This window comes from Brevibacillus sp. NPDC003359 (assembly GCF_042878995.1).
Classification (GTDB): Bacteria; Bacillota; Bacilli; order Brevibacillales; family Brevibacillaceae; genus Brevibacillus.
In genome coordinates this window covers 1-26,672 of record NZ_JBIAOR010000032.1, presented here as the reverse complement: position 1 = coordinate 26,672, position 26,672 = coordinate 1, and the positions used below count along the sequence as shown (strand labels likewise).

31 protein-coding genes, 6 tRNA genes and 1 rRNA gene are annotated in these 26,672 nt (G+C 48.5%); 4 read left to right on the top strand and 34 right to left on the bottom strand.

Features of this window, described 5'->3' with window-relative positions:
• From ACFYU8_RS31315 to ACFYU8_RS31305, 3 genes are all read right to left on the bottom strand, one after another.
• Positions 1-598 (bottom strand): RNA-guided endonuclease InsQ/TnpB family protein (locus ACFYU8_RS31315; RefSeq protein ID WP_391366024.1); only part of this gene is annotated, 598 nt, incomplete at its 3' end.
• Positions 576-1,193, bottom strand: a complete 618-nt coding sequence (locus ACFYU8_RS31310) for an IS607 family transposase (RefSeq protein WP_391366022.1) — start codon at positions 1,191-1,193, stop codon at positions 576-578. The genes ACFYU8_RS31310 and ACFYU8_RS31315, both read right to left, overlap by 23 nt.
• Positions 1,194-1,280: 87 nt before the next feature.
• A complete protein-coding gene (locus ACFYU8_RS31305; RefSeq protein WP_390307146.1) occupies positions 1,281-2,633 on the bottom strand; it encodes an aspartate aminotransferase family protein in 1,353 nt (450 codons plus the stop codon).
• 156 nt (positions 2,634-2,789) lie between these two features.
• Here ACFYU8_RS31305 and ACFYU8_RS31300 point away from each other — a divergent pair, with 156 nt between their 5' ends.
• Positions 2,790-4,334 carry a PucR family transcriptional regulator gene (locus tag ACFYU8_RS31300; protein WP_390307148.1) on the top strand — a complete coding sequence of 515 codons (1,545 nt, stop codon included), beginning with the start codon at positions 2,790-2,792 and terminating at the stop codon, positions 4,332-4,334.
• 4 nt (positions 4,335-4,338) lie between these two features.
• On the opposite strand, the gene ablB is transcribed toward ACFYU8_RS31300, so the two are convergent.
• Positions 4,339-5,184, bottom strand: a complete 846-nt coding sequence (ablB, locus tag ACFYU8_RS31295; protein WP_390307150.1) for a putative beta-lysine N-acetyltransferase — start codon at positions 5,182-5,184, stop codon at positions 4,339-4,341.
• A gap of 95 nt (positions 5,185-5,279) precedes the next feature.
• Here ablB and ACFYU8_RS31290 point away from each other — a divergent pair, with 95 nt between their 5' ends.
• Together ACFYU8_RS31290 and ACFYU8_RS31285 are read left to right on the top strand one after the other, a co-directional pair.
• Positions 5,280-5,459, top strand: coding sequence for a YjcZ family sporulation protein (locus tag ACFYU8_RS31290; RefSeq protein ID WP_391366019.1), 180 nt, complete (start codon positions 5,280-5,282; stop codon positions 5,457-5,459).
• A 96-nt stretch (positions 5,460-5,555) separates the two neighbouring features.
• A complete protein-coding gene (locus ACFYU8_RS31285; protein WP_390307152.1) occupies positions 5,556-6,284 on the top strand; it encodes a glycerophosphodiester phosphodiesterase in 729 nt (242 codons plus the stop codon).
• Between the two features lie 45 nt (positions 6,285-6,329).
• On the opposite strand, the gene mnmL is transcribed toward ACFYU8_RS31285, so the two are convergent.
• The 22 genes from mnmL to ACFYU8_RS31175 all read right to left on the bottom strand — a co-directional run bounded on the left by mnmL (position 6,330) and on the right by ACFYU8_RS31175 (position 22,463).
• Positions 6,330-7,298 carry a tRNA modification radical SAM protein MnmL/YtqA gene (gene mnmL, locus ACFYU8_RS31280; protein ID WP_390307154.1) on the bottom strand — a complete coding sequence of 323 codons (969 nt, stop codon included), beginning with the start codon at positions 7,296-7,298 and terminating at the stop codon, positions 6,330-6,332.
• A gap of 175 nt (positions 7,299-7,473) precedes the next feature.
• Complete coding sequence (locus tag ACFYU8_RS31275) at positions 7,474-8,712, bottom strand: glycosyltransferase family 2 protein (protein WP_390307156.1); 1,239 nt, start codon at positions 8,710-8,712, stop codon at positions 7,474-7,476.
• Between the two features lie 298 nt (positions 8,713-9,010).
• Positions 9,011-9,095, bottom strand: a tRNA-Leu gene (locus tag ACFYU8_RS31270).
• 769 nt (positions 9,096-9,864) lie between these two features.
• Positions 9,865-10,128, bottom strand: coding sequence for a YolD-like family protein (locus tag ACFYU8_RS31265; protein ID WP_390307158.1), 264 nt, complete (start codon positions 10,126-10,128; stop codon positions 9,865-9,867).
• A gap of 44 nt (positions 10,129-10,172) precedes the next feature.
• On the bottom strand, positions 10,173-10,397 hold the full coding sequence (locus ACFYU8_RS31260; protein ID WP_390307160.1) for a hypothetical protein: 225 nt from the start codon (positions 10,395-10,397) through the stop codon (positions 10,173-10,175).
• Positions 10,398-10,520: 123 nt separating this feature from the next.
• The gene (locus ACFYU8_RS31255) at positions 10,521-10,886 is read right to left on the bottom strand and encodes a hypothetical protein (protein WP_390307162.1); all 366 of its coding nucleotides are present in this window, start codon (positions 10,884-10,886) and stop codon (positions 10,521-10,523) included.
• A gap of 1,001 nt (positions 10,887-11,887) precedes the next feature.
• Positions 11,888-13,606, bottom strand: a complete 1,719-nt coding sequence (locus tag ACFYU8_RS31250; protein ID WP_391366028.1) for a phage tail tape measure protein — start codon at positions 13,604-13,606, stop codon at positions 11,888-11,890.
• Between the two features lie 69 nt (positions 13,607-13,675).
• Positions 13,676-14,014, bottom strand: coding sequence for a hypothetical protein (locus ACFYU8_RS31245; RefSeq protein WP_390307167.1), 339 nt, complete (start codon positions 14,012-14,014; stop codon positions 13,676-13,678).
• Between the two features lie 19 nt (positions 14,015-14,033).
• Positions 14,034-14,339: a phBC6A51 family helix-turn-helix protein gene (locus tag ACFYU8_RS31240; RefSeq protein ID WP_390307169.1), complete on the bottom strand. Its 306-nt coding sequence runs from the start codon at positions 14,337-14,339 to the stop codon at positions 14,034-14,036.
• A gap of 225 nt (positions 14,340-14,564) precedes the next feature.
• Positions 14,565-15,653, bottom strand: coding sequence for an SU10 major capsid protein (locus ACFYU8_RS31235; RefSeq protein ID WP_390307172.1), 1,089 nt, complete (start codon positions 15,651-15,653; stop codon positions 14,565-14,567).
• Between the two features lie 6 nt (positions 15,654-15,659).
• Entirely contained in the window at positions 15,660-16,139 is a 480-nt protein-coding gene (locus ACFYU8_RS31230) for a phage scaffolding protein (RefSeq protein WP_390307174.1), read from the bottom strand.
• A gap of 144 nt (positions 16,140-16,283) precedes the next feature.
• A complete protein-coding gene (locus ACFYU8_RS31225; RefSeq protein WP_390307177.1) occupies positions 16,284-16,682 on the bottom strand; it encodes a hypothetical protein in 399 nt (132 codons plus the stop codon).
• Complete coding sequence (locus tag ACFYU8_RS31220; RefSeq protein ID WP_390307179.1) at positions 16,679-17,020, bottom strand: cold shock domain-containing protein; 342 nt, start codon at positions 17,018-17,020, stop codon at positions 16,679-16,681. The genes ACFYU8_RS31225 and ACFYU8_RS31220 overlap by 4 nt, the downstream gene beginning before the upstream one ends.
• Positions 16,983-17,531: an HNH endonuclease gene (locus ACFYU8_RS31215; RefSeq protein ID WP_391366026.1), complete on the bottom strand. Its 549-nt coding sequence runs from the start codon at positions 17,529-17,531 to the stop codon at positions 16,983-16,985. The genes ACFYU8_RS31220 and ACFYU8_RS31215 overlap by 38 nt, the downstream gene beginning before the upstream one ends.
• A gap of 146 nt (positions 17,532-17,677) precedes the next feature.
• Positions 17,678-17,890 carry a helix-turn-helix transcriptional regulator gene (locus ACFYU8_RS31210; protein WP_390307183.1) on the bottom strand — a complete coding sequence of 71 codons (213 nt, stop codon included), beginning with the start codon at positions 17,888-17,890 and terminating at the stop codon, positions 17,678-17,680.
• Complete coding sequence (locus ACFYU8_RS31205; RefSeq protein ID WP_390307186.1) at positions 17,871-18,746, bottom strand: hypothetical protein; 876 nt, start codon at positions 18,744-18,746, stop codon at positions 17,871-17,873. The genes ACFYU8_RS31210 and ACFYU8_RS31205 overlap by 20 nt, the downstream gene beginning before the upstream one ends.
• A gap of 271 nt (positions 18,747-19,017) precedes the next feature.
• Positions 19,018-19,377 (bottom strand): helix-turn-helix domain-containing protein, encoded by a 360-nt coding sequence (locus ACFYU8_RS31200; RefSeq protein ID WP_390307188.1) that lies wholly within the window; start codon positions 19,375-19,377, stop codon positions 19,018-19,020.
• A 100-nt stretch (positions 19,378-19,477) separates the two neighbouring features.
• Positions 19,478-19,816: a hypothetical protein gene (locus ACFYU8_RS31195; protein WP_390307190.1), complete on the bottom strand. Its 339-nt coding sequence runs from the start codon at positions 19,814-19,816 to the stop codon at positions 19,478-19,480.
• A 41-nt stretch (positions 19,817-19,857) separates the two neighbouring features.
• Positions 19,858-20,313, bottom strand: a complete 456-nt coding sequence (locus ACFYU8_RS31190; protein WP_390307192.1) for a hypothetical protein — start codon at positions 20,311-20,313, stop codon at positions 19,858-19,860.
• 1,283 nt (positions 20,314-21,596) lie between these two features.
• Entirely contained in the window at positions 21,597-21,914 is a 318-nt protein-coding gene (locus ACFYU8_RS31185; RefSeq protein WP_390307194.1) for a hypothetical protein, read from the bottom strand.
• A gap of 58 nt (positions 21,915-21,972) precedes the next feature.
• The gene (locus ACFYU8_RS31180; RefSeq protein WP_390307196.1) at positions 21,973-22,332 is read right to left on the bottom strand and encodes a hypothetical protein; all 360 of its coding nucleotides are present in this window, start codon (positions 22,330-22,332) and stop codon (positions 21,973-21,975) included.
• Positions 22,329-22,463: a hypothetical protein gene (locus ACFYU8_RS31175; RefSeq protein WP_390307198.1), complete on the bottom strand. Its 135-nt coding sequence runs from the start codon at positions 22,461-22,463 to the stop codon at positions 22,329-22,331. The genes ACFYU8_RS31180 and ACFYU8_RS31175 overlap by 4 nt, the downstream gene beginning before the upstream one ends.
• Before the next feature lie 363 nt (positions 22,464-22,826).
• On the opposite strand from ACFYU8_RS31175, the gene ACFYU8_RS31170 reads away from it, so the two are divergent.
• Positions 22,827-23,039: a helix-turn-helix domain-containing protein gene (locus tag ACFYU8_RS31170; RefSeq protein WP_390307200.1), complete on the top strand. Its 213-nt coding sequence runs from the start codon at positions 22,827-22,829 to the stop codon at positions 23,037-23,039.
• A 183-nt stretch (positions 23,040-23,222) separates the two neighbouring features.
• On the opposite strand, the gene ACFYU8_RS31165 is transcribed toward ACFYU8_RS31170, so the two are convergent.
• From ACFYU8_RS31165 to ACFYU8_RS31130, 8 genes are all read right to left on the bottom strand, one after another.
• Complete coding sequence (locus ACFYU8_RS31165) at positions 23,223-23,990, bottom strand: tetratricopeptide repeat protein (RefSeq protein ID WP_390307202.1); 768 nt, start codon at positions 23,988-23,990, stop codon at positions 23,223-23,225.
• A 774-nt stretch (positions 23,991-24,764) separates the two neighbouring features.
• Positions 24,765-25,808, bottom strand: a complete 1,044-nt coding sequence (locus tag ACFYU8_RS31160) for a tyrosine-type recombinase/integrase (RefSeq protein ID WP_390307204.1) — start codon at positions 25,806-25,808, stop codon at positions 24,765-24,767.
• 207 nt (positions 25,809-26,015) lie between these two features.
• Positions 26,016-26,092, bottom strand: a tRNA-Arg gene (locus ACFYU8_RS31155).
• Between the two features lie 5 nt (positions 26,093-26,097).
• Positions 26,098-26,171: transfer RNA gene (locus tag ACFYU8_RS31150), tRNA-Cys, on the bottom strand.
• 9 nt (positions 26,172-26,180) lie between these two features.
• A tRNA-His gene (locus ACFYU8_RS31145) sits at positions 26,181-26,256 on the bottom strand.
• Between the two features lie 99 nt (positions 26,257-26,355).
• A tRNA-Met gene (locus ACFYU8_RS31140) sits at positions 26,356-26,432 on the bottom strand.
• A 10-nt stretch (positions 26,433-26,442) separates the two neighbouring features.
• Positions 26,443-26,533, bottom strand: a tRNA-Ser gene (locus tag ACFYU8_RS31135).
• A 49-nt stretch (positions 26,534-26,582) separates the two neighbouring features.
• Positions 26,583-26,672: ribosomal RNA gene (locus ACFYU8_RS31130) — 23S ribosomal RNA — on the bottom strand; the annotation flags it as partial.

The following is a 26,672-nucleotide window of genomic DNA, read 5'->3' as shown; positions in this document are numbered from 1 at the left end:
TGTTAATGTTCTTGAAAGTCATTCCGTTAGAGCATACCGCAAGCTCTTTTACGCCTACGTCAATTCCAAGGCTCTCGCCTGACAGCTCCGGCTGAATGAATTCTTGTTCAACACCTACAGATAAGTACCAATACTTCCCGTCAAAAGAGATTCGAGGCATCGTATAATTCACATTTGTAGGCAATTGTTCAGATGTCGTTACCCATCCGACCTTTTCAATGAGAGCGTGATTCTGCTTAACTTTCAGCTTCACGTTGTCGTTGTAGAAAGACGGCTTAGAGCGTCTTCTGCTCTTGAAGCTTGGCTTTTCCGCTAACTTCTTGAAGAATTTCTTGTAAGCATCGCAGGCGTCTTTGACCGCCTGTTTTGTAATGTTATTGGATACTTCATACAACCAAGAATATTCTTCCGATTGCTTGAGCTGCGTCAGCTCCTTACGTAGATCACCGTCTAGCAAGAACTTTCCGCCGTTACGATAGTTTTCTTCTTGCTTTGCAAGCGTCCAGTTGTAAGCCCAACGAGCAGTACCAACAGATTTCCAAAGTTGTCGTTCTTGTTCAGGAGTTGGCTTGAGCCTAACTTTCTTCGCTAGAATCATTTTTTGCCAACTCCTTTATCATTTTCTTTGCTTGGTTTGCTCGTTTTCCTGGCAATCTACAACTAAACACCGTTACGATCTGGATAAGGTCTTCAACTAATTCCTGTTCTTCTGTTTTCTCGGAGTTGTCTATTATTTCAACAACAACACTGAATCTATTGCATAGATTCTCAAAGAGTTCAAAGCCAAAGCTTAGTAACCTATCCTTGTCAAGAACAACAACGCGATCAACCTTACCTTGAATGATGAAATCCATGAGTTGAAGCAACCCGCGTTTTTCATAATTAATGCCACTGCCGATGTCTGTAATCACATCAAAAGAGTAACCTCTCGCAATCATGTAGGATTTTACATTCTCCACTTGACGTTCTAAGGCATCTTTCTGCTTGTTACTTGATACTCGGCAGTAGCCAATTGTTATTCTTTCCTGCTCGACAGCAGGTCTTCGCAGATACTCATACAACTGTTCATCCGTGTAGTAACGATACCCATTTTCTTTTACTAAAATTGGGGTTAGCTTTCCTGACTTATCCCATTCCCTTAACGTTTTAGGCGTTACACCGATCATCTTTGCAAACTTCCCTATGGAGTACATTTTTCATCACCTGATTACATTGTACTACAGGTTTGTTTTTGTATAAAGTTGTTTAATGTTATATGTTTATATTAATTACCTCCCTCTCTATCCGATCAGTGCCTTGTCTTGGAGTTCTTGCTGAACAGCTATCACTGCTTCTTTCAAGAGTGATATCAGCTCATTGATTTGCTCCGTAGTAATCGTCAGTGGAGGTGAGATGATGACAGCGTCGCCTGCCACACCATCGATTCCGCCCATTGCAGGATAAATCAGCAAGCCTTTTTCAAATGCTTTTTCAATGACTTTCCCGCCTACGCCTTGAGAAAGCGCAAAAGGTTCTTTTGTCTGCTTGTTTTTCACTAGTTCCAGCGCACACAGCATGCCAAGACCACGTGCATCTCCGATCAACGGGAGCTCATCAGCCAGCTCTTTTAAGCGGGCAAGCAAATAGGCACCTTGTTCTGCTGCTTTGTCTACGAGCTGATGCTTCTCCACATAGTTGAGGACAGCCAGAGAAACAGCAGCAGATTGTGGATTGGCGCTATACGTATGTCCTGCCATAATCGAGCCGCTGCCTTTTGTAATCGTCTCAATGATTTCGTCCGAGACAATTGTAGCGGCCATAGGCGTGTAACCGGCACTCATCCCTTTGCCCAAGGCCATCAAATCAGGTACGACGCCCCAATGGTCGATCCCAAACGCTTTCCCCGTGCGACCTACCCCTGTCATTACTTCGTCTGCGATAAATAAAACCTCGTACTTATCGCAAATCTCGCGAATGCGTTGGAAGTAACCGTCCGGCGGCACAACCGCTCCACCAGAAGCCCCGATGACAGGCTCAGCGATAAACGCAGCTACTTGTTCAGGTCCGACGCGCAATATAGCAGTCTCCAGCTCATTTGCACACGCAAGCGCATACGATTCGAGGGACATGTCTTCAGGCTTGCGATACGGATATGGTCCTGTGATAGCCGGATAGTCAGCCAATAATGGGGTGAACCGCTTTCTACGCAAAACGTGCCCAGACATGGAAAGTGCCCCCATCGTAATCCCGTGATAGCTCATCCAGCGGGAGATAATCCGGTTTTTCGTTGGTCTTCCTTTTTCCTGCCAGTACTGAATCGCGATTTTTTGTGCAGTCTCCGTTGCTTCCGAACCACTGCTGACAAAAAACGTCCAGTTCAGTGAGCCTGGTGCCCACTCCGCGAGCTTTGTAGCCAGCTTCTCTACAGCATCACTGCTAAAATGCGAACGGTATACGAAGGAAACCTCCTTGGCTTGTGCATACATCTCCTCAGCCACTTCTTCTACACCGTGACCGATGCTTGCGGTCACCGCTCCACTGGAACCGTCGATGTAACGATTTCCCTCATTATCGTAAAGATAAATTCCTTTTCCGTGAGAAATTACTGGATACTCCTTGCCCAATTCAGGCTTGATTACATAGCTTTTCGTCATTTTCGTCGCCACCTCGCTTATTCTCTACCTCTATCCTAGCTGACCAACACGCAAGAGCCATCCTACGTGCTGGCAAAAAAACATGGTAAAGAGACAAAATCTTTTGTACATTTTGTATAAGAGAACCTTTATCGAGGCTTTTGGAGGAGATACCTGATGACCATCACGATAAGAGAAGCTCTGCAACTGCCGGACATGGTTCACACGAGGCTGATCGCAGGAGCAGGCGGACTGGACAATCCGATTCGTTGGGTGACCATTGTCGAGGTGCTGGAGGATACGAGTCGCTTGCAGGAAGGCGAATTTTTGATTACAACCGGCTTTGGGCTGGCTGAACATACGGAAAAGCTCGCTTCTTTTATTCCATCGTTGGCAAAGCAAAAACTGAGTGGCGTCGCGATTCATACGGGCTTTTATTTACGCGAAATTCCCGAGACCTTTTTGACTTTGGCGGATCACTATCAACTTCCATTGATTGAAATTCCCACGGAAATTAACTTTTCGACCATAACCAAAGCCATCTTGCAGCCGATCATGAATCGGCAATTTGAGACGCTGGCCTATTCTTCGGCGATTCATAACCGAATGATTGACGCTGCCTTGTCCAAAGGAGGCCTTCCTGCCATCGCAGGCGAGCTCGCTGCACTTACGGGAGGGGTCGTATCGCTCATCGATGCACTAGGCTTTGAAGTCACACAGCATGGCAGTTCGGAAGCACAGCAGCATGATCAGTCCCAGGAAATCGCTCATCGTGTACCGATTCGCGCCAATCGCGAGCATTTTGGCACATTGACGTTATCGAAGCCCGAGCACGCCTGGAAAGAGCTCGATGACGTCGCTCTTCAGCATGCCTCTACCTTGTGTGCACTCGAATATGTAAAGGAAAGAGCGGTAGCCGCAACGGAATGGCGGTTAAAAGGGGATTTTGTGGAGGAGTTGCTGAACGGGCAGCAGCTGGCCGATTCGGAGCTGGAGAGCCGTTGTCGCATGCTCGGGTACCCGCTTGCTGGACATCATCTCTGTGTGGCTGTTCGGGTAGAAGTGGCCGATCAGACGATGCTCGGAGACATGCATCAAAGTGTCATTACATTGATGCGAAGGCTTAGCGACCGTCATCAGCGCTCTTATTTGCTGCGCGAACGGCCACATTGTCTCTTGTTTATTTTACCGGATGATCAGACGAGCCTGCGCTTGTTGGAACAGCTCACTTCCCGCTGGAGAGGGCTGCACCCTTCTCTTGACCTACAAATCGCCTTGAGCAATCCCTGTGAGCAATTGCCAAACGTCGTCAGTGCCTCCGAAGAAGCGATGTTTGCTCTGCAAGCGTACCCGCTGTTGGCCCAATCCCCGCAAATTTTACGATACCGGGATATGCAGGGCTATCAATTTTTGTTTCCGTATCATCGCGAAAAAGAAAGCTTGCTCCGCCTGTGGAACCCATTGTTGGACCCATTAATTCGCTATGATACGAAATACAACCAACAGCTTCTTGAAACACTTGAGGTGTATTTGGCCCAGAATGGAAACGGTCTACAGACCTCGCAAGCCTTGTATATCCATCGACATACGCTCAAGTACCGGTTGACCCAAATTGAAGAAAAAACAGGCTACCGCCTGGAGGATGCTCATCAACGCTGGCAGCTTCAATTGGCCTTGATGGCCCGTCGTCTGCAACAACAGTTGTATCCTACAAACAGGTAGCCTGTTACCCCCTTGTCGGGCGAAGTGGCTTTACCCATATATTCATGTCTTCATAGCCTGAAAAGATCGTACAATTGTTAATCAGCCGTCCGCGGTATGCATAGCCCATCTTGGCAGCTGTCACATTCATTCCTGCTGATTGTGCCCGCGTCAAGGTGTACAAAAAGTAAATCCCCTTCTCCTCCATCCTTTGTTCCAGCGCGATAAATAGCGGTTGGAGGAGACCTTTCCCCGCATGGTCTGGATGTGTCGCGCAATCCGTCATTTCCGCTGAACCAAATCGTTCGGATACTTCAGCTGACGATGCGCATGCAATCTTACCTTCAAATTCAATGACATAGTAGATTGTACCTTCTTGCATGGTTTTATGAATGTAGGACGGATCGTTCATTGGTGTAGGATACGTCGCGAATACCAGTCCATACAAACACGCCAATTCCTTCGCGTCTGCCTCTGTTGCGTCACGCATGTGGTATCCCTCGGGTAACGATTTCTCTATCGTACTTCCCGCTCGTGCTAGGCTCAGCGCAAGAATTTCCTCGGCAAGTTTTGCTGCGCCAGAGGCAGCCCGCTCTTTTGTCTGATAGCAGGTGAGCATCTGTGCGTTTTCTCCTTGAAAAAACCCATCAATGGTTCCCTCCAGCTCGTAACCCAGCGATTGCCATTTCGGAACATCTTGTTTCTTCCCGTACACAATGATTTTTGTTGCCTCTGACTCTTCGGCCAGTTCCTTCATGACCCGATCCCATTGCTCGATTTGTGATGGCTCATACATATGCAGCTTCACCCGGCGATTTTGTCGATCAATGATCAGGTCGCCAGTGTCCTGTGCACCTACAACATTTATCATGTCTTCATCCTCCCCTGCAGTACTCCTCCTCTCATTGTAGCAAAACAAATAAGGCCGTCATCTGCCAATCTGTATAAAAAAAAAAAGCGTTCCTCATGCACAAAAAAACGCAAGGTGGGCATTCTGTTGGGTCATATTTACTCGTTTTTCATACCATGAAAGTAGATGCTTCATGTGCGAGAAGGAGGGTGTTTTTTGTGAGCTGCAATAACAATTTTGCCCTGATCCTTGTCCTCTTTGTCCTTTTGGTCATCGTACTCGTCGTAATCGGATAGACTTCTGGAGATGCCTCTCATGTCAGGTCGTATCGAGGGGCCATTTACATATCATGGTTATAGGTAATCACATGCTCGAGAAGGGAGGAAGCCCTCGTGCCCCCACTTATCTATGCCCATCGTGGAGCTTCCGGCCTGTTTCCGGAAAATACGATGGAATCGTTTCAAGGAGCCGTCCGACGAAAAGCCAATGGAATCGAATTGGACGTCCAGCTCAGCAGTGACAATAAGCTGGTTGTCATTCATGACCACAATCTGGAGCGCACGACCAATGGTTCTGGATTGGTGCGACAGTACACATTGCGTGAACTTCGTCAGCTACGTGCCGATAAGGACTCGTCTACACGCGTACCAAAAGCCCACATTCCAACCCTGCAGGAGGTATTCCAGACGTTTGTCGACACACCACTGCGCTTCATCATCGAGATGAAAAATTTCTTTTTGGATCAACCCCACCTAGAGGAACTCCTCATCGAGCAAATCAGGCGTTATCAGCTAACAGAGCGAACCATCATTTCAACGTTCAACTTTGACAGCCTTTTACGAATCAAGCAATTGGATGCTACGCAAACAACGGGACTTTTATATATTGGACCACTCGCCAAGCCTTGGGAAGTAGCTAGCAACTATCGAGCCGATCAATTGCACGTCCCTTTTGACCAATTGACTGAAGACCTTGTCAAACAAGCGAAGCAGCATCAATTTGAAGTATTGAGCTGGACGGTGAACAGTGGTCGGCAAATCCAGCGTGCCATTGACTGTGGTGTAGATGGTCTGATTACCAATTACCCGAAGCGTGCGAGAAATCTGATTCGAAATCGATAAAAAGAAAGGGAGCCCAGAAAAGGCTCCCTTTTTGTTGTTGCTTCATTACGTGCGTGGCACGAAAAATTTTCCTTGCCAGCTATTCCGCGCTTTCAGTTCTGCATCAATGCCATTGAGTACTTCCCACTTTTTACGGCTCCACATCGGGCCAATCAAAAGATCAGGTGGCCCGTCCCCTGTGATTCGATGGACGATCATCTCTGGAGGTAAAATTTCCAATGTATCCACTACGAGCTTCGTGTACTCTTCCTGCGACAGGAATTCCAAGAGACCTGCCTCATATTGCTTCACCATCGGTGTTTTGCGCAGCAGATGCAACAGGTGTATCTTGATCCCCTGCACATCCAGATGGGCCACAGCATCCGCCGTCTGCATCATTTCTTCGTGGCTCTCTCCTGGCAGTCCGTAGATGATATGAGAGCATACACGGATGTTGTGCTTGCGCAGCCTCTCTACAGCATCCACGTAGCATTGATAATCGTGCGCCCGATTAATTAACTGTGCTGTGTGCTCATGAACTGTCTGTAGTCCGAGCTCCACCCACAAATATGTGCGCTCATTCAATTCAGCCAAATACTCCACGACGTCGTCTGGCAGGCAGTCAGGTCTCGTTGCAATGGAGAGTCCAACGACGCCTTCTTGCTTAAGGATGACTTCGTACATCTCCCGCAGCTCCTCCACAGGTGCATACGTATTCGTATACGCTTGGAAGAAGCCCAAATATTTGGCTTGCGGCCATTTCTCATGCATGCGATTTTTCACATCATGAAACTGTCTTTCCAGATCCATTCTGCGGTCACCAGCAAAATCTCCAGATCCTCTTGCGCTACAAAACGTGCAGCCACCTGTCGTTACTTTCCCATCCCGATTCGGACAACTAAAGCCGCCATCCAATGGAACCTTGAAAATCTTTTCGTGAAAAGTCCCTCTTAAATGATAATTCCATGTATGGTATCGTTTATCGCCCCACAACAATGGGACGTCGTTGTTGTGAATATCTGTCGCGAGCTTCATTGCTGTTTTCCTCCTATTGGCACCGCGGCGTCTTCAGCTGGTGCCTTAATCCCGATGGCGAACGCTACTTGCTTGATCACGTCATTATACCAAATTCGGCAACGGTCTTGCTACTTTAAGATAATAGGAAAACCACAGGTGAATATTCCCCCTGTGGTTTTGCTTGTTTACGTCACTATTGCTGGATCTCCTCGATACGAATCGCGCGTGTGTGAGAGGTGTGACTCCACTCTTGGTTTTTCTTCGTAAAGAACGCGTAAAACATAATCGGAAGCCAGGTCAGGAAAAAGAACGGTAGCAAGAGGAGCCCGAAATACCCCTTCCACGGAACTTTATCCAAATAGAGGGCCAAGATCGGCAACAGGTAGAACACGGCAGTAGAACCGTATACCAGCCATGTAGGCAAGATCGTGGATACCGTTGTCAGCGTACCAATATCAAAAAATCTTGCCAGGAACAATACCGACATCATTGTCACCATCAGCACATACATCGGTTGGAAGAGGTAGAAGGCTGCATCAAGCATTCCCAGCTTTCTTGACTTCAATCCATTAAACAATACAGCTCGAATGTAACGTCCTGCTACATCGTAATGCCCTTGCATCCAACGCAAACGCTGGCGCATAGACGATTTTAAATCAATCGGTTTTTCATCCCATACCTTGGTGTCATGTGCCCAAGTCGGGTAAATACCGCGTTCAATACAACGTGTTGCAAATTCCAGGTCTTCCGTGAGACTGGTTGCTCCCCAGCCCATTTCTTTGAGCAGGTTGCTCTCAATGCACAAGCCAGTTCCGCCCAAAGTGTTCGGCAGTCCCAAATTGTGACGAGCCAGCTGCCACATACGGTTTGTAAACCAGTAGGTTACCGCATAGGACAGCGTAATCCAGGAATCAAACGGGTTCTTGGAATCGAGGTAGCCTTGAATCACACGTGCCCCTTTGGAGAGACGGTCATTCATTACTTTCAGGAAGTTTTTCTCAACCAAGTTGTCAGCATCAAACATTACGACAGCGTCATACTGCTTAGGTCTTGCCCAGAGGTTCTCCAGCATCCATTCGATGCCGTAGCCTTTCCCACGCTTGGATGTGTCAAAACGCTCACATGCAATTGCACCATGCGCCCGACTAATTTCTGCCGTGTTATCTGTACAGTTGTCGCAAATGACGAAGATGTCGTACATTTCACGTGGATAGTCGAGTTTCTTCAGGTTTTCAATTAGCGGAGCAATTACGGTGCTCTCATTGTGAGCAGCCACGAGCACAGCAAACGTCTTTTGCGGCTCAGTTGTTACTTGCTCTTTTTTGCGGAACAGGCCTGCACAAGAAACCAGTGTTTGGTATGTGCCGATTACGCCCACCGCAGAAGTAAATCCGATGAATAATCCCTCAATGATCTCTCTAATTACACTCATGGGTTCTTCTCCTCGACCTAAACCAGATTGGGTCTGATCTGAATTTAGGTAGTGTTGTTTTTCCAACATTTCTCTATTGTTTTTCTCTCACTTGGCAGTTTACATCAAATGCGATTCATAAGCAATGACCCAAAAGTGGGAAAAAATAAGGCACTGCTATCACCTTTCCCACCTTTTTCTCTTTCTATTCGACAGTGCTTTGCAGTTGGCAGAAAAAAAAGCCCTTGTCGAAAAAGGCTCGATTTATTTGGAAAAATACAAACACTCGTTTCCATTTCTTCCTGATTGCTTCCGGGATTGGTGCGGTCGGCGAGACTCGAACTCGCACGGGTCGCCCCGCCACCCCCTCAAGATGGTGTGTCTGCCAATTCCACCACGACCGCCTATAAACACTGATTTTACTTGTGTTTTTCTGTTGACACGAAGTACGTTTTTGAGTATACACAATCAATTTTCGCAAGTCAATATCGTTTTTGACTGAATAACGTCCATATTTTTCCTGTCAAACTATCGTTTTTTCGTTCAGTCTTCTAATTAGATACGTTTGTCGAAAAAGAAAGTTACATGTCGCAATAATTTTGAAAGGATAGAAACGCCTCTCTACAAAAATATCATCTTTTCGTCACATTTTCCGAATAGAATAGGAGCCATATTTTGTGATTTTTTTACATAATTTATGACAAATTAGACAAAATATTTCCATTTATAGATGAAAATTTTTTAACTTTTTTTTGAAATATCCCTTTGCCTTACCACTTGCTTCCGTTTGTATTCTGATAGACGAGTTATTTTCTACAAAAAAACCTCCTGTGGACGCCACAACGTCCTAAGGAGGCTATCTTTTGAAAAGGCGTGGCGTCCCAGGAGAGATTCGAACTCCCGACCGACGGCTTAGAAGTTATCGGTAGTGTCCGTTATATCCCGAATCCTTACGGTTGCCTGCTTCGTCCATTCACGGTGACACACGGTAAAAAAGTTTACTTACGGACTCAATGTTTATAAAAACAGTATACTTTTTAGCACGTTGCACGTCAAATACAATAACAGGATGAGTTCGTAGGGTATCACGCAGCTCAAAAACGAGTCCGTCAGACGTAAATCTTCCTTATTATATACGTTCCATTCCGTGTGATTTTTTTGATGAATAGGAATTCACTTCGTCACCGCCACGAGATCCTCAACGTTAATCCATAACGTACCTAGCGTTCCCTTTCTCGGAATGAACCACTTAACGGCTATCGCGTAGTCATATTGCGTTGAGTCGTAGATACGAAAACACATCTCCCCGAAGTCATCGTCATCCACGGCCGGCCGCTCCACCAATCCACGCGCCTGGTTATGTTCGATTAGCGCCGCTCGTTGCTCCGGTAGTACAAATCGTGATGATCCGAATAAATTATCGATTTTCTTCGCCATTTCATGCGCCTTCGTCACCGAACGTTTGTTCCTATATTATGCGCTCACTCTCCGAATTTATCAATAGGAATTCCGTTCCCTCCGAAAATTTTCCGGACCTGTGCGTACAATCGCGGAGGTAAATCCGGAAACAGGAACGTCACTTCTCCGTTCGGATGCGAGTCGAGAACGTAAGGAACAGACGATTCGATTAATTGGAGTTGGACCGCGGACGCATCGCGCCAAGGTACGGTGAAATAGAACGATGGATCGAAATCGCGGTAGATCACGGACGAGCACGCTCCTTTAACGGTGGTGGCAAATAGCCGCTAGGCATATCGTAGCATTCCTTTTTGGGACAAAAAAGCGCCTTGGCAGCGGAGTTACTTCCGTTGCTGGGGCGCTTTTTAGAGTTATTTTTCTGACTCAAGTACATTTCCTAGTATTTCCTTAATTCCGTTTGCTAAGAAAGGCATGGATAGCCCTACAAGTGTAAGTCCATCCGTGATCGCAGCAATATCAAAAGAAGAACTAAATTTAGCACCTATTAATGGCCCAACAAACCCTCCTAAACTAAATCCGAGCGCCACATGGTAGAATGGGTTGTTTTTTGTTCGAGGGCGAAAGTGCTTTAATAAATCCCCCAACGTAAATGAAATTGCGGCTATGGAAAACGCAACGAGAGCGTACGAGCTAATTACAGTCCCATACATCCGATTTACTGCTATGACAATCATGTATAATCCAATAAATAATAGCGCGGGTCCACCAAGTTTCACAGTTAATCTCCCTATTTTATATTATTCAAAAATTATATTATCATACTACGTTTGATTACGGAATGGGGTTAGTTAACTCACCATCCAGTATCCTAAGTGACCCATGCCGCGCACCTTTGAACCCGTGATTAATTGTAACTAAACAAAAAATCGCCCCTCCGTAAAATCCGGAAGGGCCTTCTTCATTCTACGCATGTGCCTGCATCTCCCGCGCTCATAAAAAATACTCACCACTGAATGATCTTGCGGTGAGTGATCGTTGAATCTTTCTAAGACGCCTATTAAAGGGCGTCTTTTTCGTGCACATTCAGCGTCATCCAGTGAAAATTCTCAAAAATAACACTAGATGTTGTATTTCCAAAAAATATTTCAAAGAAGATACTGGTAATGCTATTTAGAATATTGTCCCAAGCGTGTATAATAAATAATATACAGTTGAGACAGGGAGCCGAACGGTGTAGCCTCCATTAAAGGAGGTGAGGCCAAGTGCTTACAACTACTACATTTATGTTGCTTTTGAAACTAGCGAGCCTACCAGGTTCGATATTAGCAACAGTAAAGTTGTATAAGTGGCTCCGACGGAGATATATAAAAATGCAAAAATCCACCTAGTAGCTTCGCAGGCGTAAGGTGGATTAGAGCTTGATTGCGCGCCGTGAGTCTCCTCACAGTCACAATTGTATGAAAATCCGTGGATGTTGGCGCATCTGCGGATTTTTTGCTTCGTAAAAAACACTTGCATCAAATCTAAAAAAAAGTTACACTATTATGTGTTGCTGTTTGCGCACTGCTAACCTCAATCCAATTATAATCCAAAGTGTTGACTATGTATATAACAAATTTTTAGTTATTATTCTGGGTAACTTTGCGCCTACTCTTACAGTATCTACATTAACTTTCGTATTTTATACGTACTCAGATCGAAGAAAACATGTCATCGTACCTAACGCAAACAAAAAAAACGCCCACTTGCGATCTCTCGCCGGTGGGCTTTCGTTATTCTACGCAAGTGTTGCCGCCATTTGACGCACAAGAGCGTACGCGATCTTATCGATTACTTTCGGATCATCAACGTCGCCGCCAGCCGCATTTACCACGAATGTATTTCCGGAGACATTGACGCTCCCGCCGGAACCACCGCCCTCTTCGCTATTCTCCCTCGCCGTCATCACGCGCTCACCTTTGTGTAACTTCGTAACGAGTCCGTCGCGTGGCACGTAGTCGATACCGTGGTATGCTTGCTCGTCTGTTTTCTGCGGCATGAACCAGTCTACCGCCCATGTACCGACCTTATCACCGAAGTTGAGCGCTGGATTGGCGTTGAGGATCGCGTTGCCAAATACGCTGTTTTCCATCTCGCTTCGGATGCCCTGAGAGATGCTTGTGGCAATCCTAGCGCCGATTGTGAGGCCAGCTTTTGCGATATCTGCCGCGTTCTCCTCAAGAAACAAGCCGAAGTCTTTGGCTACTCTCGACGCGCCATTCTGTATCATCTGCTTGCCCGATGAACCGTACCATTCCTCAAAGCCCCCGATAAGGTGCTTCCAAAACGGAGGTGGCCCGCCTGCCCTGTCCATTATTTCCGCCTGCTTGAACTTCATCTCGGCTTGTCCAGTGACTTCCCATCTCTGCGGATTGTTGACGTACGGGTCCATAAATTCACGAATACTCTTACCCACCTGTTCAAAAGTCGCCGTGATCTGAGGCCCGTATTCCTGCGCCATATCCGCGAACATCAGCGCCATGTCTTTGACCACTGGGAGCAACGGTTGTGACGCGGATATCTGAATGGTTTCGAGAGCGCCGCTCAACTGCTCGAGAGCACCTTTAGCGTTGTCCATTTTCTGCTTTGCGACATCAAGAGCTGTCACCTTCGACATTTCCGTTTGGAATTTCCGGACTCCCTCTGTGCCTTCGTTGTAAAGAACGGTAGCAGCGCGAATGGCGTCAGAACCGAACATAACCTCAAGTGCAAGCATTCGCTGTTGATCCGTCATTTTGCCAAGTGACGTCTGCAAAATCCCCGCGATGTGGTCGAGTGATTTCAGCTTACCGCGTGTGTCATAGAAGGCGTTGGCTCCCGTCTGAGTGACGATACCCAGTTTCTTGAATAGCGCGATTTGGTCTTTAGTTGTCGGCTGCAGGTTCGAGAGCATCGTTTTCAGCGAGGTTCCGGCATCGCTTCCGCGAATCCCGTTGTTCGCAAAGAGTCCGAGAGCCGTGTTGGTGTCGCGGAAATTCATTCCCACGCCGGATGCCACGGCCGATACCGCGGAGAGTGAATAACGGAGGTCCTGGACACTTGTCGCGGATGCGTTTGCAGTACCGGCGAGAATATTCGCTGCATCTTCCGCCGCGAGAGCATCACGTTTAAACGCGTTCAGTGACGTTGACATGATCTCGGCCGCGTCCGCAAGCTCCAATCCACCGGCCGTTGCGAGATTTAACGCTGATTGGAGTCCGCCTGCTTCGACTTGTGCCGGTGTAAGCCCCGACTTGAGAAGCTCTTCGATTCCAGACGCAGCCTCTAGGCTCGAATATTTAGTGGAGGCCCCCATCTCCATTGCGAGGTTCGACATCCGCATCATTTCGGTGTTGGATGCGCCAGTGAGCGCCTTAATCGACGACATTTGTGCTTCATAGTCCATCGCCTTGTTAATAGACGAGATGGCAAGCGCTGTAGTCCCGGCGACCGCTGCTACCGATGAGAGTCCGCCCATAAACTGCCGTAGCTTGCTGGATGCGTCATCCCTCAACCTCAATCGCGCCATAAGGTCGAATGCCATGGCTTACCCACCTACCCTCTGAATGATCTTTGCGATAAGACGACCGCGAACTACGTCAATAGCGCCTAGTGACACCGCAATCTTCGCCTTTTCCTTCCGGATCGGTCGCGAACTCTCCGGCCACTTTTGTCTTAACTCGTCCAATCGCGCCACGCTTCGGTAAATCTCGTCCATTTGGCGAGCGAATTGCGCAGTTTCCGTAACCCTATCGCGCTTGAGCTCCGCCACTATCTGACGAAACTGGACGTACTCGGACGGAAAAAAGCTGCGTGTTCCTTCAATCACCGCGGCGAGTTTCGTGGTTGCCGCGCTTGCTGCTACTGCCATTGCGTAATAGTCCATTATCATTCCTCCCCTAAAGTTAGTTCAGCCATGTTGTTATGGCCTTTTCTAATAGCTTGAAGTCGCTTAAAAGATCGTTCCGTGAATATCTCAATCGAGGGCGCGTCACGTTTAGATAGCGTGTTAACTCACGGTCATACTCTCGTTGAAATCGCTTGTTTCGCGTACGCCATTTGTACAAAGCCATTCGTGAGACTCCGCACCTTTTCGCGACGTCCTCGTGTGTCCTAACTGTTTTCCAATGCCACACCATTATTTCGATAGCCAGGCGCTGGGTATCCGTGAGCTCCTTACGTGGCGGGCGACCGCGCTTTCTTCGTTTCATGCTTCCGGCTCCCTCCCCGTCCGCGCAGCACGTACAACGTCAGATAGCGGCATGTGGGCGTATCCTCGCGATGATACTTACACCGGGCATCGCCGTCTGGACGTATGTGGCATAGTCCGCCAGATCGCCAGAACTCGCAATGTGCTTCCGCTGATTCGCGCACTCGCATTCCTCCCCATATACAAAGAAAAGGGACCACCCAAGAAGGGCAGTCCCGATGTCTTCTTATTGCAGACCCTTAATGCGGGCGTGCGCCTTCTCTTGGCGGAACTCAAGCGTATACTCGCCGACGATCATTCCTCGCTGGTAGTCACCCGTACGCGCTAGTAACTCGTGCGTGAACGAACGCCCACCCAGCGGACGAATAGCAACTCGGTTTGTGTCGATGAAGAACAACTCGTCTGACTTGAGATTATCATTCATGATGATCGGGAATCTTCCGAAGTCATTAACGAGGTGGTCAACGACCTGGCCGCGACTCGTTTCCGCTTGAGTAATGCGAATCTTATCGCTAGTTAGCGCACTGATAGCGAGCTTTTGCTTTGACGGTACGATAATCGCATACTTACCACCACTCGCGAACCCTCCGGTGGAGTAAATCTTTTGCGCCGCACCGTTCAAAATATCCACGCTAATCGGTGTGGTGGCTGGCGTCACATTCGTCTTGATGAAACTGCGCATACCTTGCATTTGGCGTACTCGGCCTTGGTCGAACTTCAACCCGTTAATGATGGCTTTCTCAAGCTGCAACGCGAGCGCAAGCTCTACCTTCGACTTCTCATATCCGTACATATCGCTCACACCATACTGAGCAACTTCTTGGGTGGTTCCTGTTACTTCTACGCTGTCGTCAAAAATCTGCGTCACGTTATCAACCTTTTGACGAGGCTTATAGCGCGATTCGCGCGCGTCAGATCCTTCTTGGCCCTCAACGAATAGAGCTTCGATTTCCGCGTCTTTAACGATAGCCGCCGCGGTTGACCCGCCATAGCCACGAATAACCGTCAAGGTCTTCGTTGCCGGGTCTAGGGATTGTACAAGTACCATCTCCTCGTTGATCTGCGCAACAATTCCTGGACGAAACGCCTCTACCTCCGAGACAACAAGGGCGGTTGCTGCGGCAGTCGTGGCGGTCGTAACTTTGGCCTTTGTCGCGAACACTTCGTCCTCATACCACGTGTGTGTCGTGGATGTCACTGGATTGCCGAACCCAAGTAGGTTAAGCATGGGAGTCTGATCCGGATTTAGAATGAGAATCTCATCTACTACGGATTGCTTCTTGCCAATCAAATCATAAGAGTAAACTGTTGTCATAATTACCTACCTCCAAGTAGTTGTTGTTTGTCTCTTTAACGCTGAATAAGCTGCACGATCCTCATGCCGCCCGGTCCTGCGAGCTCTTTCCGCAGCCTCGTCGAGCATTGCTTGAGCTGTCCTGTCTTGTGTCACATGTTGCGAAGGCCCTCCAATAATCTTTGGCGTTTTTCGAGTAGGTGCCGCGCCCTGTACCGCTGCGATAATTTCGTCGATGCCTTGTGGCTGGCCGTTCTCGTCAAACGTTACACCTGTCAGATTGACGTACTGCATCAGCTTGTCTGCGTCAGTTACACCTTGTTCCGTAGCCTTGCGGAAAAAAGCGTGCTTGACGGCCTGCTGTTGGAGCGCGGTTTGCGATTCCTGTAGCTGGCGTTCCCACTCCGTCCTCATTGCGTCAATGTCTGACTGGGTGAACGTTCTCTCGGTCTCGACTTGTGTCTCAGCGTCCGCGATTTGTACGGCGGCTTGTTCTACTTGTTCCATCCGTCATTTTCTCCCCTTCTGTCTTAATTTAATTTTTTTGAAATGCTCGTACCCTCCGTTTTTCAAGAGCCATTTGACGAACGACGGTAACGAGTCACACCAATAGACGCGCAGCATCGGACTCACCTCCTCTCTCCGCAGCAATCATTTAATTACCAGCGCCCTATCTACGTCCGTCACCGAATCCGCCCCGTCCGTCTCCCCTGAAATCCCATCGCGAATAAGCCCGGCCAACTTGCGGACGGACTGGCGTATCTCTCCGCGCTTAACTTCGATTGATCCTGCGTTCGAGTACCGGACGGCACCGCGTAGGATGGTCGTTGCAATCCGTAAGTCCTGCGCGATAGAAAGGTAGCGAGCGTAGAGTAAGCGCCCTCGCCCGTTGTCGCTGTGCCACTGGTAACGGAAATGGTCTTCGTAGTCGCGGAACGTATCGGCAATGATACGGGACTCGCGCGAGAACTCGGTGCGTAAACGTCCATCATCGTTAACAAGCGTTTGTAGGCGTTGTGCTTCCGCTAATAATGCGCGCGCCTGTTTCATCGGAGCACCTTCACGTTGATTGCTTCCGGACTCTTACCGCCTTCCTTGACGTCGAATGCGATTCGGGAGGCTGACCGGAGCTCTCCGCTGACTACGTTGCGCGAGTGAACGAAAATATCACAGGTACTGAAACCATACCCTTTTCTTTCTGAGAACCACTTCATCTTTCCACAGCGCTGCCCGTCGGCTGGCTGCGGCTTTGGGTCATGCCGCGGCGAAGTAAATCCAGTCGATACAATCCACTCGAAATAGTCCGGTTGGTCCCAGGTTGACACTCGAATTTTTCCGTTTGCGCGATCCTCAAACGACGGCGCGCGCTCTACTACTTGCTGTTTCATGTGCGATTTTCCCCCTCTTTCTCTTATCCCGTTGCTCCTTCGACCACATCTCGCCAGCGTGATAGCCTTCGATCAACCAACGCATTTCCTCCGGTGTGCATCCGTTGTGGTGCGCCATGTGCGCGATAAGGGCGTCGAACCGCTCGGCTGTGAATGCGGGCTCGCTCTCATAAAACTCGATTACCGTCCGGTTCTTCTTCCGGCTATTACACGAGTTGCAGGCGGTTACTACGTTCCATTGCGAATTAGGGCCATTATGAAGAAGCGGCCTTACGTGTTCCACGCCCAAGTCATTGCAGTTCCCGCAATACACGCAAGCGCGATCAGGTGCCGTACGGATGGCGGTGAACTCATCGCATGTGAAGTACGTTCCTACTCCGTAACTAGCTGCGCGGCGTCGGTGCCATTTGAATACGTGATAGTTTGAGTCGTACCGGACACGTGAGCTCCGGACTGCGCAGGTCTTACAAAGCGTGCTCACGCCGTCTTTATAGCTGGCATCGTGCCCCATCTCATTTAGCGGCTTGGTTTCACCACATTTGCGGCAAGTTTTCGTTTCCATTTCGTTTCATTTATCCCCCTTGACTTGCGCACCTTTCTGAGTTAAATTTAAAGTGGGTTAATATGCGCATTTTTAAATTTATGTAACAAAAAAAATTAAACGGGCATTTCCCGTAACTCCATCAAGCTCTCGTTAGTCAGCCCAAACGCCGCAACGATACGTACCGCGATTCGTCGGCTTACTGGCGTTTTACCTTTCTCCATCAAGCAAACCAATGAGTGGTGTACGCCGATCTTCTCTGCAAACTGCTCTTGCGTAAGGTGCTTTGTTTCGCGTAACTTGAACACGTCATCCGCTGTTAACTGCATCCATCTCCCCTCCTACTTTAACAGTTTCGGCTTTTGTGAATCGGAAGCCTAAAAATAATCGTCTGTCGGGGGATTCCCCCTCCTCACCCTTACCCAACTTTTGGGGCGGTTCTTCCGCCCGAATCGGTCGATTTTTATAAATTTTTTCGCCAAATCCCAAGAATTTTCCCCCCTCAATTTCGCCTCGTTTGAACGCGTCATAAGCCGGATTGCTGCGCCCTTTTCTCCTCGTGATAATACCCGTCCGTTGTTCCGTTTCCCGATCCCTGCGAACCCCTCCCGTCCTCTTTTCGGAATAGTACCACGCGATCTCCTCGAACAGTTCCGACTCTTCGAACGGCAACTCGTGTGTCCGTTGCGCCTTCTCAACCGACTCGGCGTACTTCGGAATATACGCGGTGGCTGGCAAGTACGTTCCCTTTTTTGAATACCGCTCGTTCGCGTTCTCCTGTGCCTTCTTGTGCGCTGGGCAACAGTATTGCTTTTTGCCCTGCTTCCTGAAAATACCCTCGCAGAAGACGTAGGCGCACGTCTCATAACGCATCATCGTATCCAAATATTTGTCGTATGCGGCGGATCGCTCTTCCTCCGTCGTTGCGGCATCTATCGCGTCCAATAGCGACGCCTCGATGTCTTCCCAGGATAGCGGTATGACTACGTAATCGGCGGCGTAATCGTCCTCGCGCGCTTCCCACTCTTCGCGAGTCCATTGGCTGGCGGCTTGTTCCGCTGCCGTCCGGTCGGCTTCGTCGAGGATACGGTCGATCTGATCGTCGATGTACTTACGTTGAGCTGCGGACATGTAATCGACGTTGGCGGTTTCGAGCGTTTTCGCGATATGGTCGAATGGCTTCAAGTCGTAGCCTCCTTATTCACCACGTGACGTTAACGACATGCGGCCTCATTGGTTATTGGTTATCTTCCTTCTACGCGAATAAGGTATTGTGTGCTATATATCGCGCTAGTCTTTTATCTCGTAAACCTTTTTATTTATAGAAAGCGTTCGCGAATGAAAGCATTTATGCCGTAATGAGCGATATTATTATGGTTCTCGTTATAATAGCTCTTGTTTAAAGATGGTTCTTGTTAATGTGATGGGTAACTACGTGACGAATACCACGTGACGTTTAACTACTTAACCGCTCCTTGTTCCCGAACTGTAGCTGAGTTTCGGGCGCCAGGGTATACACGTTATTTGACCACGTACCTGGCGCAGGATCTCTCCGTCTGCGAGCAGTTACAATCGGCTGCCCATTCCAGCGGTATTTCAGTAACCGCGATATACGCCGACTGGCGCTTTCTCGCGCGATCCCCAATCTCATCGCGATTGATTCCATTGACGGATAGCACACGCCATTCTCGTCCATGTACGCGGCTAGGACGCAGAGGGTTTGCCACCTCTCCGCGCCCATGTCCGCTACCATACCGGAGTGGATCGCGTCCACGTACGTTTTATAGAAAATCCGCGTTTCCTTTTGTTCGTCCATCCCTCGATCACCCTCCGTCTGTTTCGTGATATACTCGTAGTACGATATTTGATTTACCGTAGGAACACGCCGCGAGCCCGCCAACTTACGGCGTGGTTTTTTATTCCTGTTCGTCTTTTACATCCTCAAACGTCCAGTCATTCGTTCGGTATTGGTGCTCAACCGTATTCGCGATAGCTCTTAATGCGCAGGCAATGTCATAAGCATCTGTATCACCGGCAATCTCAAGCTGGACTTTCCTAATCCATTCTCCGCCATCAAAATTCCCGACCTCTACTTCCCTTCCGTCAGAAAGTTCGAACTTGAAACGCCAGTACACGGCCCCTCTTGTTTCTGTATCAGAGAGTGTTACCACGGTGAGTCCGTGTGCATCATCATCAGCACTAAACATTCTCGCGGATGTTTTTGCGCTAACTTCAATGTTTCCGAATTTATTCATAATGAATCGCCCCTTTTAGTTGATTTCTTAGTTAATCAGCGCTAGTTCGTCACCAATGCTAATCGCTCTTGTTCGATATCAAGCAACGTTTCTCGCGATGCGATTGCGATATCTGCGAACGTTCTCATGATGGCTGATGCTTTTTCAACGTCTCGATTTCTAACTGCTTCCAAACCCTGATAAGCCAGGTCAGTTGCTGCCTTAGTTCTATCATTCGGAGTCTTTGTGTGAACATAGTCAAATGCCTGATACGCTTCATGAAGTCCACTAGCCGCGCCATCGGAGTTTCCCTCATCGCAATATAGTCCTAGGCTCATTGAGGACTTCACTGCATTGCGGTATATATGTGCAAACTCAACAGCAGTAGCAGCAAGATGTAGCAGTCGTTCATTTCCTGGCTGCTCCTCTTTAACCATCTCCCAGTTTGCAATTACAGAGGCTGAAAGAAGATCCGCCTTTGCCTCAAATGTTTCAATCATTGCCGTCAAGTTTTCCATGCCATCATCTCTCCCATATCGTTTATTTGTCCGTTGGCTTCGGACGGCTCGTCCGTTTTTCCGACATCCGACGATTGCTCCCGTTCACATGGCGGATCACCTCCTCATTAATAGATAGGGCGCGAAGTTGTGAAATTGGGACATGCCCCCCTTACTTTTTAGTGTGCTTGTCAGGCATATTATTGGGACACCTACTTAAAAAAGGACAATATGTTTTTAAATATTGGTACATCACTCCTCTACTTTTATAAGCACAGACTTGTTGGAAACTGGTACATCTACTATTGAGAGCACAACTGGACCTTAGAATTGGTACACCTACTGTAATGTACGAAGCTATTTTTCATTCTGTACACTCGCCGTAAAAATTTTCTTCCCTACTTGTATATACGACACTACTTTTCGTTTCTCACACTAAGCGGTGAGGTTTTGTTTCCTCACACTCCTACATGATTATATGGATGGGGTAGTAGTTTCACGCACCCTTCTACTTCTTCTAACGCATGACTTTTAAATCTGTACGCCCAGCGATGGAATTTCCCTCCTACTTTGTTTAACGCCGTCCGAGGATACCTTCGAACCACCTCTCAAAAATATTGCCGTACGCGATCGCCTATTTCGCGCACCCTATACCTAAATAGATGGGCGAACCTCGATTTTGCACACCTAAGTACAATATCTAAAGAAAAAAATTATTCCGCACACTTCTAATAACAACTCAGAAGAGAAATCGTACAACGTTAGAGAAAAATTTCCAGATTTACACAAAAACAACTTGAACCAAACGCACGTTCTCGTTTATAATGAGTGCAGGCAGAAGAAAGGGTATCATTTCAAACGACCCCCTTCTTCTCCTCCTCTACTGTTACCGTGTGGCGTACGGACCTCCCGCCTTTGGCGCGACGGAAGTTCCCACGGCCGGACTATCAACGTTTGCCGCCGCGTAGTCCGTTTTCGGTGTACGTACACCGATTTGCTTCGTACATCCGGTGAGCCCTTGGCGGAGCTCACTCGGTCAGAGTCGTTGGCGCGAAGATGCCCTCAGTTGAACTTAGACCGTTGCCCTCCCCGTGGCGATCCGAAGTGTTGACGCACCTCGGCGGATCATCGGGCGATAGACCCTACTCCGATTTCGGCGGACGGTAATCCTCCATCGTTGGCGTACGTTCCAAGCGTTGGCCCGCAAGGAACACGACTTCATCGGACGTTTAGCGGACTTGATTAGCGAGTGAAGCGGATTAGTTCGAGCAGATACCGGAGGTGGATTCACAGGGATTGGCGTCTCATGCGATAATCACCTCTTCAATTTCTCGCGCGAATGTGAAGCCGAGCTCCTCCGCATGTTTAGCGGTCAGGTACACGACACCGGACGTAGCCTTTGCGCCCGCTTCCGGCCAAATGCTTGCGAATCTTTGCGGCGATACGGTTATGACGGTTCCGGCTGCGTTACCGACAAGTCGGAGATTTACGCAACCGACGACTGTTCTACGCCAGCCTATCGCGAAGCTCAATACGTCTTTGATGGTGCCAGGACGTTCCTTCCTCGGTCTTCCACGCTTTGGCTTTGATTGCTCATCCGCGAAATTATAAACTTCGAACATCTTCATCCCCTCCATTTTTCGAATGTTCCGTCAGATAAATGCGAACCTCTCTCCCCTACTATGGTTCATCGAGAAGCGTACTCGGTGCTGGGTCGACAACCTTCATATTAACGAGGTCGAACTCGAATGGCTGCGAACTGCGCGTCATGAACCGGACGACTAACTCCCAGGCGGTCATGTTACGCAATCTATCGACCACTAGCGCAATGTCGTCCTCGTTTTCCGTAACTCCGAGCGATATTGTACCCGTCGTGTCTATGTAGACGCCCGCAGGCTTATCCGGTATGACACCGAAAACGTTCAGTACGCCATATTCCGTAAGTTCGACCGCAGTTTCTTCGTCAACCAGGAACGCTGGGTATAACTCGCGGAACTCATCGCTCCTGATACGGTAGTGGATGCGCGGATATTTCGTCATTCCTCTTCGCTCTCTTTCCGCGGCTGCTCAAGCTGGCCCATAAAGTAGTGATAGACTTCGCCATTATCTGCGTAAAAGACTCCGCACATGTCATCGCCGTAATACATACCCTTCGTTAAATCGACCGTCATAGGCTCGTCCTCCTTCGATATAAATGCGAACTACCTCCAAACCGACAATGCGCTACTGGCGTAACGCTGACGCTGGGTCGCGGAAGAGGTCCGCTGGAGAATTGCGCCAAAATCGGGGGGAGGTTGATACGGGGAAAGTTATGTAATTGAAAGCAACAGGCGGGGAATGTCCGTTGGAACGTTCGGCGCGGATGGGGGTGGGAGCGCCTTAGAACAATTGAAAAGTTGGGGGTTATGGCATATAATTTAAGAATGTCGACTCTTCGACGTTTCAACATGTCAACATCTTGTGCATGAATTCATAATACACTCACCAGCACACAATGTCAACATCTTGTGCAGATAATTTTTAGGGGGATTTTTATGGCTATTCGCAGCAGACTCGGTGATATCATGAAAGAGCGAGGATTAACCAATAAAGACGTAGTTGAATTGACCGGGGTTAGCCGTAACACCATTACTTCCCTTGCATCTTCCGCGACAAGAATGATTAGTTATGACGTCCTCGACGCAATATGTACCGGATTAAAGATTTCGCCTGCCGATTTCTTTGAACATACGTCAGACAACGAATAGCAGCTCCCACACGCACGGGAAGCGCTTTTCTTACGTCCATATTCCGGAGGGTATGCGTAACCCGCCCTCGATAGGTAACGCGCTGAAACAACCTAGCAGATAGACGGAAATCGACCGCAGAATCGACGTCATCGCACATAAAAATACCGCTCTCCCTCATCGCGAAGGAAAGCGGCTTTTGTGTTATTTGTAGCGGCTCAAATTAGTCTTCGCGTACTCATTACCAGGGTTAGATTCGACCGCCTTTTGGTACGCTTCTTTTGCTTTAGCTACGTCACGCATAGCCTCATAACTAACGCCAAGTACGTTCAAGCCGTCGGATTTTTTGATGTTGTAGGTTTCGGATTCCACGAACTTTTTGGCAGCATCGATTGACTCTTGAAATCGCCCTAGCTTCATATATGCTAGAGCTAACCCAAAATTAGCGTCGTTGTGCGCGCTATCACGCTGTAGAGCCTTGTTGAACCATATTGCAGCCTCATTCGGGTTCTCCTTCTTCTCTCCTATCCCGTTCAAATGCAGTTGTCCGATCCTTACCATCTGTCCCGCGATACTGTCTCCATAAGTTTTATCCGCGAACACTTTCCACTCGCCGTTTTCAGCCACTACCGAACGCTTGTAGGTATGGCTTTTATCCTTTTCCTCTGTATAACTGTGTTGTTTTTCCGTTACCTCGAAGACAACCGTCTCGCCGCTCTTTTCCGCCCCTTTAACCTCGGTCGCGTTCAACTTGTAGAGCTCCGCATTCATTCGCATAAATAGCGCAAAATCGTCTTTACTCGTAGCCTTCCGGTCTGCCTCCGATAGAAGTGCGTACGCCGCGTCGTAGTTCGCGTTGATTACGTTCGTGTAGTACGATTCTAGCGTTTCTTTCGGATCGCCCTTCGGACCACATCCGTATAGTGTCGCGATTAAGAAAATAGCGAATAATGATAGCGTAAACCTTTTCATAGCGAACCCCCATCCGCATTAATTACCTAATTATACCATAATGGTGCGGATACACGGTGAGCCTACATATTAAATCGAAAAGTCAAAGTTAATTTTTGATGCGCGGATTTTTCTGACGCCTGTCGAGGGGTCAAGATAGGGGGTGCTGGGGGTGATGTGGGGTAGACCCGAGGTTTTAAAACCTGCGCGCAACCTATAAGTGCCTGACGACGCGGTTTCGGGTGGGGGCCTTGGGAGTCAAACCGTAATCGTTCCGTTATGCAATTGATATCCATTCCCAGTTAACATAAGCGTAGATGTCGGACACAGCACGTTTTCACAAACGCAGTAACCGCGCGAATTCCGTATCCTGTGGATAATTATCGTTTATGCACCGTTTATACAAACCGCATAACAGCGCGGGTTTGCGCAATTCGACCGTTTTTATTTCCCGACCGTTTATGCATCGTTTATGCAGCCTTGACCCGAAGTTTTCCGAGGGGCCACGCGCCGGAGGCATGCAGCGGATGTTTTGACCCCGTGACATTGGCGCAGCTCGTCAGGTACCTGCCGTCAGCGACCGCTATAGTAACTTTACATGTAAACCGGAGAGCCCGCGTCACGCCTACGTTTGACCCCCGAAAGTTGCGCTAAATATGTAGTTTTGTAAACTTAATTCGCGTGACAGTTGACGGTTACAACGCGCATCGCTACGGCGTTTTGCGTACATTGACGGAGATTGGACGTGATTACCCGATTCGTACCGACAACGAAAAAAACGCCAGCCGGAAATGGCTAGCGTCGCTTACCGGCACGAAGCCGCATAATTGGCGAAAACTGCGCGTGTTGCGCCCTAATGTTCTCATCGCTCATTTGAACGTATTTGCGCGTAGTTGAAATATCCGCGTGTCCTACGATTCTCTGTAACGTGAATAAGTCGCCTCCGTTAAGAAGATACATCTTACAAAAATAGTGGCGGAATGTATGCGGAGAAACACGCACGTCCTCGGAAATACCAGCCTCTACGCCATATCGTGCAAAGCGTTTCCGCACGGTATCACTCGTTAATGGATCGCCATATGCCGAAAGAAAGACGTGTTCGCGGTCACCGAAGAAAGATTTATTCTCCGTCATCAGTTCAAATAGTAACCGGAGAACCTCGCTTGACACTGGTACAATACGCGGTTTACGATTTTTATTCATTGCTGCCGATAAGTGAATGCAGCGTGATTTCACGTCGATATGCTCTGTCTTCAGCCCGAGAGATTCCTGTATGCGAAGGCCAGAATCTGCTAAAAGAAGCATAAGAGTACGATCGCGAAAACCTGCAAACGTTCTTGTATCTGGCGTATTTATCAACTTGTGGAGCTGATCGTCCGTAAACGCCTCGATCTCGTCTTCGTCCTCTTTTGGCGGCTTCAAGTTGGCCACCGGGTTAATGTCTAGCATCCTCTCTCGCGACCAAAAGTTAAACATTGTCCGAAGTGTTCGTATCCTGATCGCTACAGTTGTTGGTGATAGGGCTTGTCCCTTTATTTCACGTTTATGAACTCCAGCATACTTCGTCCGGCCGTTCGCCATGTAGATGTAATATTTCCAAGCGATGGTGGACGTTATCTCATCGAGCTTGATATCCGGGTAATTCTCATCAATCCATTCACGAAAATAGCGCCAGTGCGCCTTGTAATCCGCCAGCGTGCGTTCTCGCATGCCTTCCGCTTTCTTTACGTTGTAGAACAGTTGGAATGCGTCATCTAACTCATACGTGACATACGTAAGTGGCGTGACCGCTCTTTTACTCCGAACAAGCTGGCGACCTATTCGCGGGTCTTCCTTCATGAAAAAAAACCTCCTTCACACTCAAATGCTAAACTTGAGTCCGTAGGAGGTCCTTTTTTGACCGGATTTCCGCGATGTCTGACGTTCATGTCCGAATTGTTCCCGCTATCTCCCCGTTCGCAGACCGTGTGACCGTTGCCCTTTCGGAGGGCCTGACGGAACCATTCACGTCTGACAAACGTTGATATTACGCGGTTTTAGTGAGCGTGGCGTCCCAGGAGAGATTCGAACTCCCGACCGACGGCTTAGAAGGCCGTTGCTCTATCCTGCTGAGCTACTGGGACAAAAATGGAGGGAGTACCCGGATTTGAACCGGGGATAAGGGTTTTGCAGACCCGTGCCTTACCCCTTGGCTATACTCCCATATTGTTATGGGGCGATCGATGGGACTTGAACCCACGAGTGCCGGAGCCACAATCCGGTGCGTTAACCCCTTCGCCACGACCGCCATATTATAGTAGAACGTCTCACGCTTCTGGCAGGGGCAATAGGAATTCAACCCACACCAAAAGTTTTGGAGACCTTCATTTTACATGTAAATCAACTTTGGTAGCGGTGGAGGGAATCGAACCCCCGACCTTTCGGGTATGAACCGAACGCTCTAACCAGCTGAGCTACGCCGCCAAAATAAAAATGGCGGAGAGTGAGGGATTCGAACCCTCGCTACGCTTGCGCATACTAACGGTTTAGCAAACCGTCCCCTTCGGCCTCTTGGGTAACTCTCCGTGATTATATGCACCTTCAAAACTAGATATGCATGATTGCTAAGAATGTGTGGATAAGTCCTCGACCGATTAGTATTCGTCAGCTCCACGCGTTACCGCGCTTCCACACCGAACCTATCAACCTCATCGTCTATGAGGG

What these genes read in the sequence shown, in the direction of transcription:
- ACFYU8_RS31180 (WP_390307196.1), bottom strand. Translation starts at nt 22,332, where the DNA reads ATGACGAAATATCCGCGCATCCACTACCGTATCAGGAGCGATGAGTTC.
- ACFYU8_RS31300 (WP_390307148.1), top strand. Translation starts at nt 2,790, where the DNA reads ATGACCATCACGATAAGAGAAGCTCTGCAACTGCCGGACATGGTTCAC.
- ACFYU8_RS31185 (WP_390307194.1), bottom strand. Translation starts at nt 21,914, where the DNA reads ATGTTCGAAGTTTATAATTTCGCGGATGAGCAATCAAAGCCAAAGCGT.
- ACFYU8_RS31290 (WP_391366019.1), top strand. Translation starts at nt 5,280, where the DNA reads ATGCACAAAAAAACGCAAGGTGGGCATTCTGTTGGGTCATATTTACTC.
- ACFYU8_RS31275 (WP_390307156.1), bottom strand. Translation starts at nt 8,712, where the DNA reads ATGAGTGTAATTAGAGAGATCATTGAGGGATTATTCATCGGATTTACT.
- ACFYU8_RS31235 (WP_390307172.1), bottom strand. Translation starts at nt 15,653, where the DNA reads ATGACAACAGTTTACTCTTATGATTTGATTGGCAAGAAGCAATCCGTA.
- ACFYU8_RS31245 (WP_390307167.1), bottom strand. Translation starts at nt 14,014, where the DNA reads ATGGACTATTACGCAATGGCAGTAGCAGCAAGCGCGGCAACCACGAAA.
- ACFYU8_RS31165 (WP_390307202.1), bottom strand. Translation starts at nt 23,990, where the DNA reads ATGAAAAGGTTTACGCTATCATTATTCGCTATTTTCTTAATCGCGACA.
- ablB (WP_390307150.1), bottom strand. Translation starts at nt 5,184, where the DNA reads ATGATAAATGTTGTAGGTGCACAGGACACTGGCGACCTGATCATTGAT.
- ACFYU8_RS31250 (WP_391366028.1), bottom strand. Translation starts at nt 13,606, where the DNA reads ATGGGCGGACTCTCATCGGTAGCAGCGGTCGCCGGGACTACAGCGCTT.
- ACFYU8_RS31215 (WP_391366026.1), bottom strand. Translation starts at nt 17,531, where the DNA reads ATGGGGCACGATGCCAGCTATAAAGACGGCGTGAGCACGCTTTGTAAG.
- ACFYU8_RS31240 (WP_390307169.1), bottom strand. Translation starts at nt 14,339, where the DNA reads ATGAAACGAAGAAAGCGCGGTCGCCCGCCACGTAAGGAGCTCACGGAT.
- ACFYU8_RS31225 (WP_390307177.1), bottom strand. Translation starts at nt 16,682, where the DNA reads ATGAAACAGGCGCGCGCATTATTAGCGGAAGCACAACGCCTACAAACG.
- ACFYU8_RS31190 (WP_390307192.1), bottom strand. Translation starts at nt 20,313, where the DNA reads ATGGAAAACTTGACGGCAATGATTGAAACATTTGAGGCAAAGGCGGAT.
- mnmL (WP_390307154.1), bottom strand. Translation starts at nt 7,298, where the DNA reads ATGAAGCTCGCGACAGATATTCACAACAACGACGTCCCATTGTTGTGG.
- ACFYU8_RS31200 (WP_390307188.1), bottom strand. Translation starts at nt 19,377, where the DNA reads ATGGACGAACAAAAGGAAACGCGGATTTTCTATAAAACGTACGTGGAC.
- ACFYU8_RS31160 (WP_390307204.1), bottom strand. Translation starts at nt 25,808, where the DNA reads ATGAAGGAAGACCCGCGAATAGGTCGCCAGCTTGTTCGGAGTAAAAGA.
- ACFYU8_RS31310 (WP_391366022.1), bottom strand. Translation starts at nt 1,193, where the DNA reads ATGTACTCCATAGGGAAGTTTGCAAAGATGATCGGTGTAACGCCTAAA.
- ACFYU8_RS31220 (WP_390307179.1), bottom strand. Translation starts at nt 17,020, where the DNA reads ATGAAACAGCAAGTAGTAGAGCGCGCGCCGTCGTTTGAGGATCGCGCA.
- ACFYU8_RS31170 (WP_390307200.1), top strand. Translation starts at nt 22,827, where the DNA reads ATGGCTATTCGCAGCAGACTCGGTGATATCATGAAAGAGCGAGGATTA.
- ACFYU8_RS31265 (WP_390307158.1), bottom strand. Translation starts at nt 10,128, where the DNA reads ATGGCGAAGAAAATCGATAATTTATTCGGATCATCACGATTTGTACTA.
- ACFYU8_RS31210 (WP_390307183.1), bottom strand. Translation starts at nt 17,890, where the DNA reads ATGCAGTTAACAGCGGATGACGTGTTCAAGTTACGCGAAACAAAGCAC.
- ACFYU8_RS31305 (WP_390307146.1), bottom strand. Translation starts at nt 2,633, where the DNA reads ATGACGAAAAGCTATGTAATCAAGCCTGAATTGGGCAAGGAGTATCCA.
- ACFYU8_RS31230 (WP_390307174.1), bottom strand. Translation starts at nt 16,139, where the DNA reads ATGGAACAAGTAGAACAAGCCGCCGTACAAATCGCGGACGCTGAGACA.
- ACFYU8_RS31195 (WP_390307190.1), bottom strand. Translation starts at nt 19,816, where the DNA reads ATGAATAAATTCGGAAACATTGAAGTTAGCGCAAAAACATCCGCGAGA.
- ACFYU8_RS31175 (WP_390307198.1), bottom strand. Translation starts at nt 22,463, where the DNA reads ATGACGGTCGATTTAACGAAGGGTATGTATTACGGCGATGACATGTGC.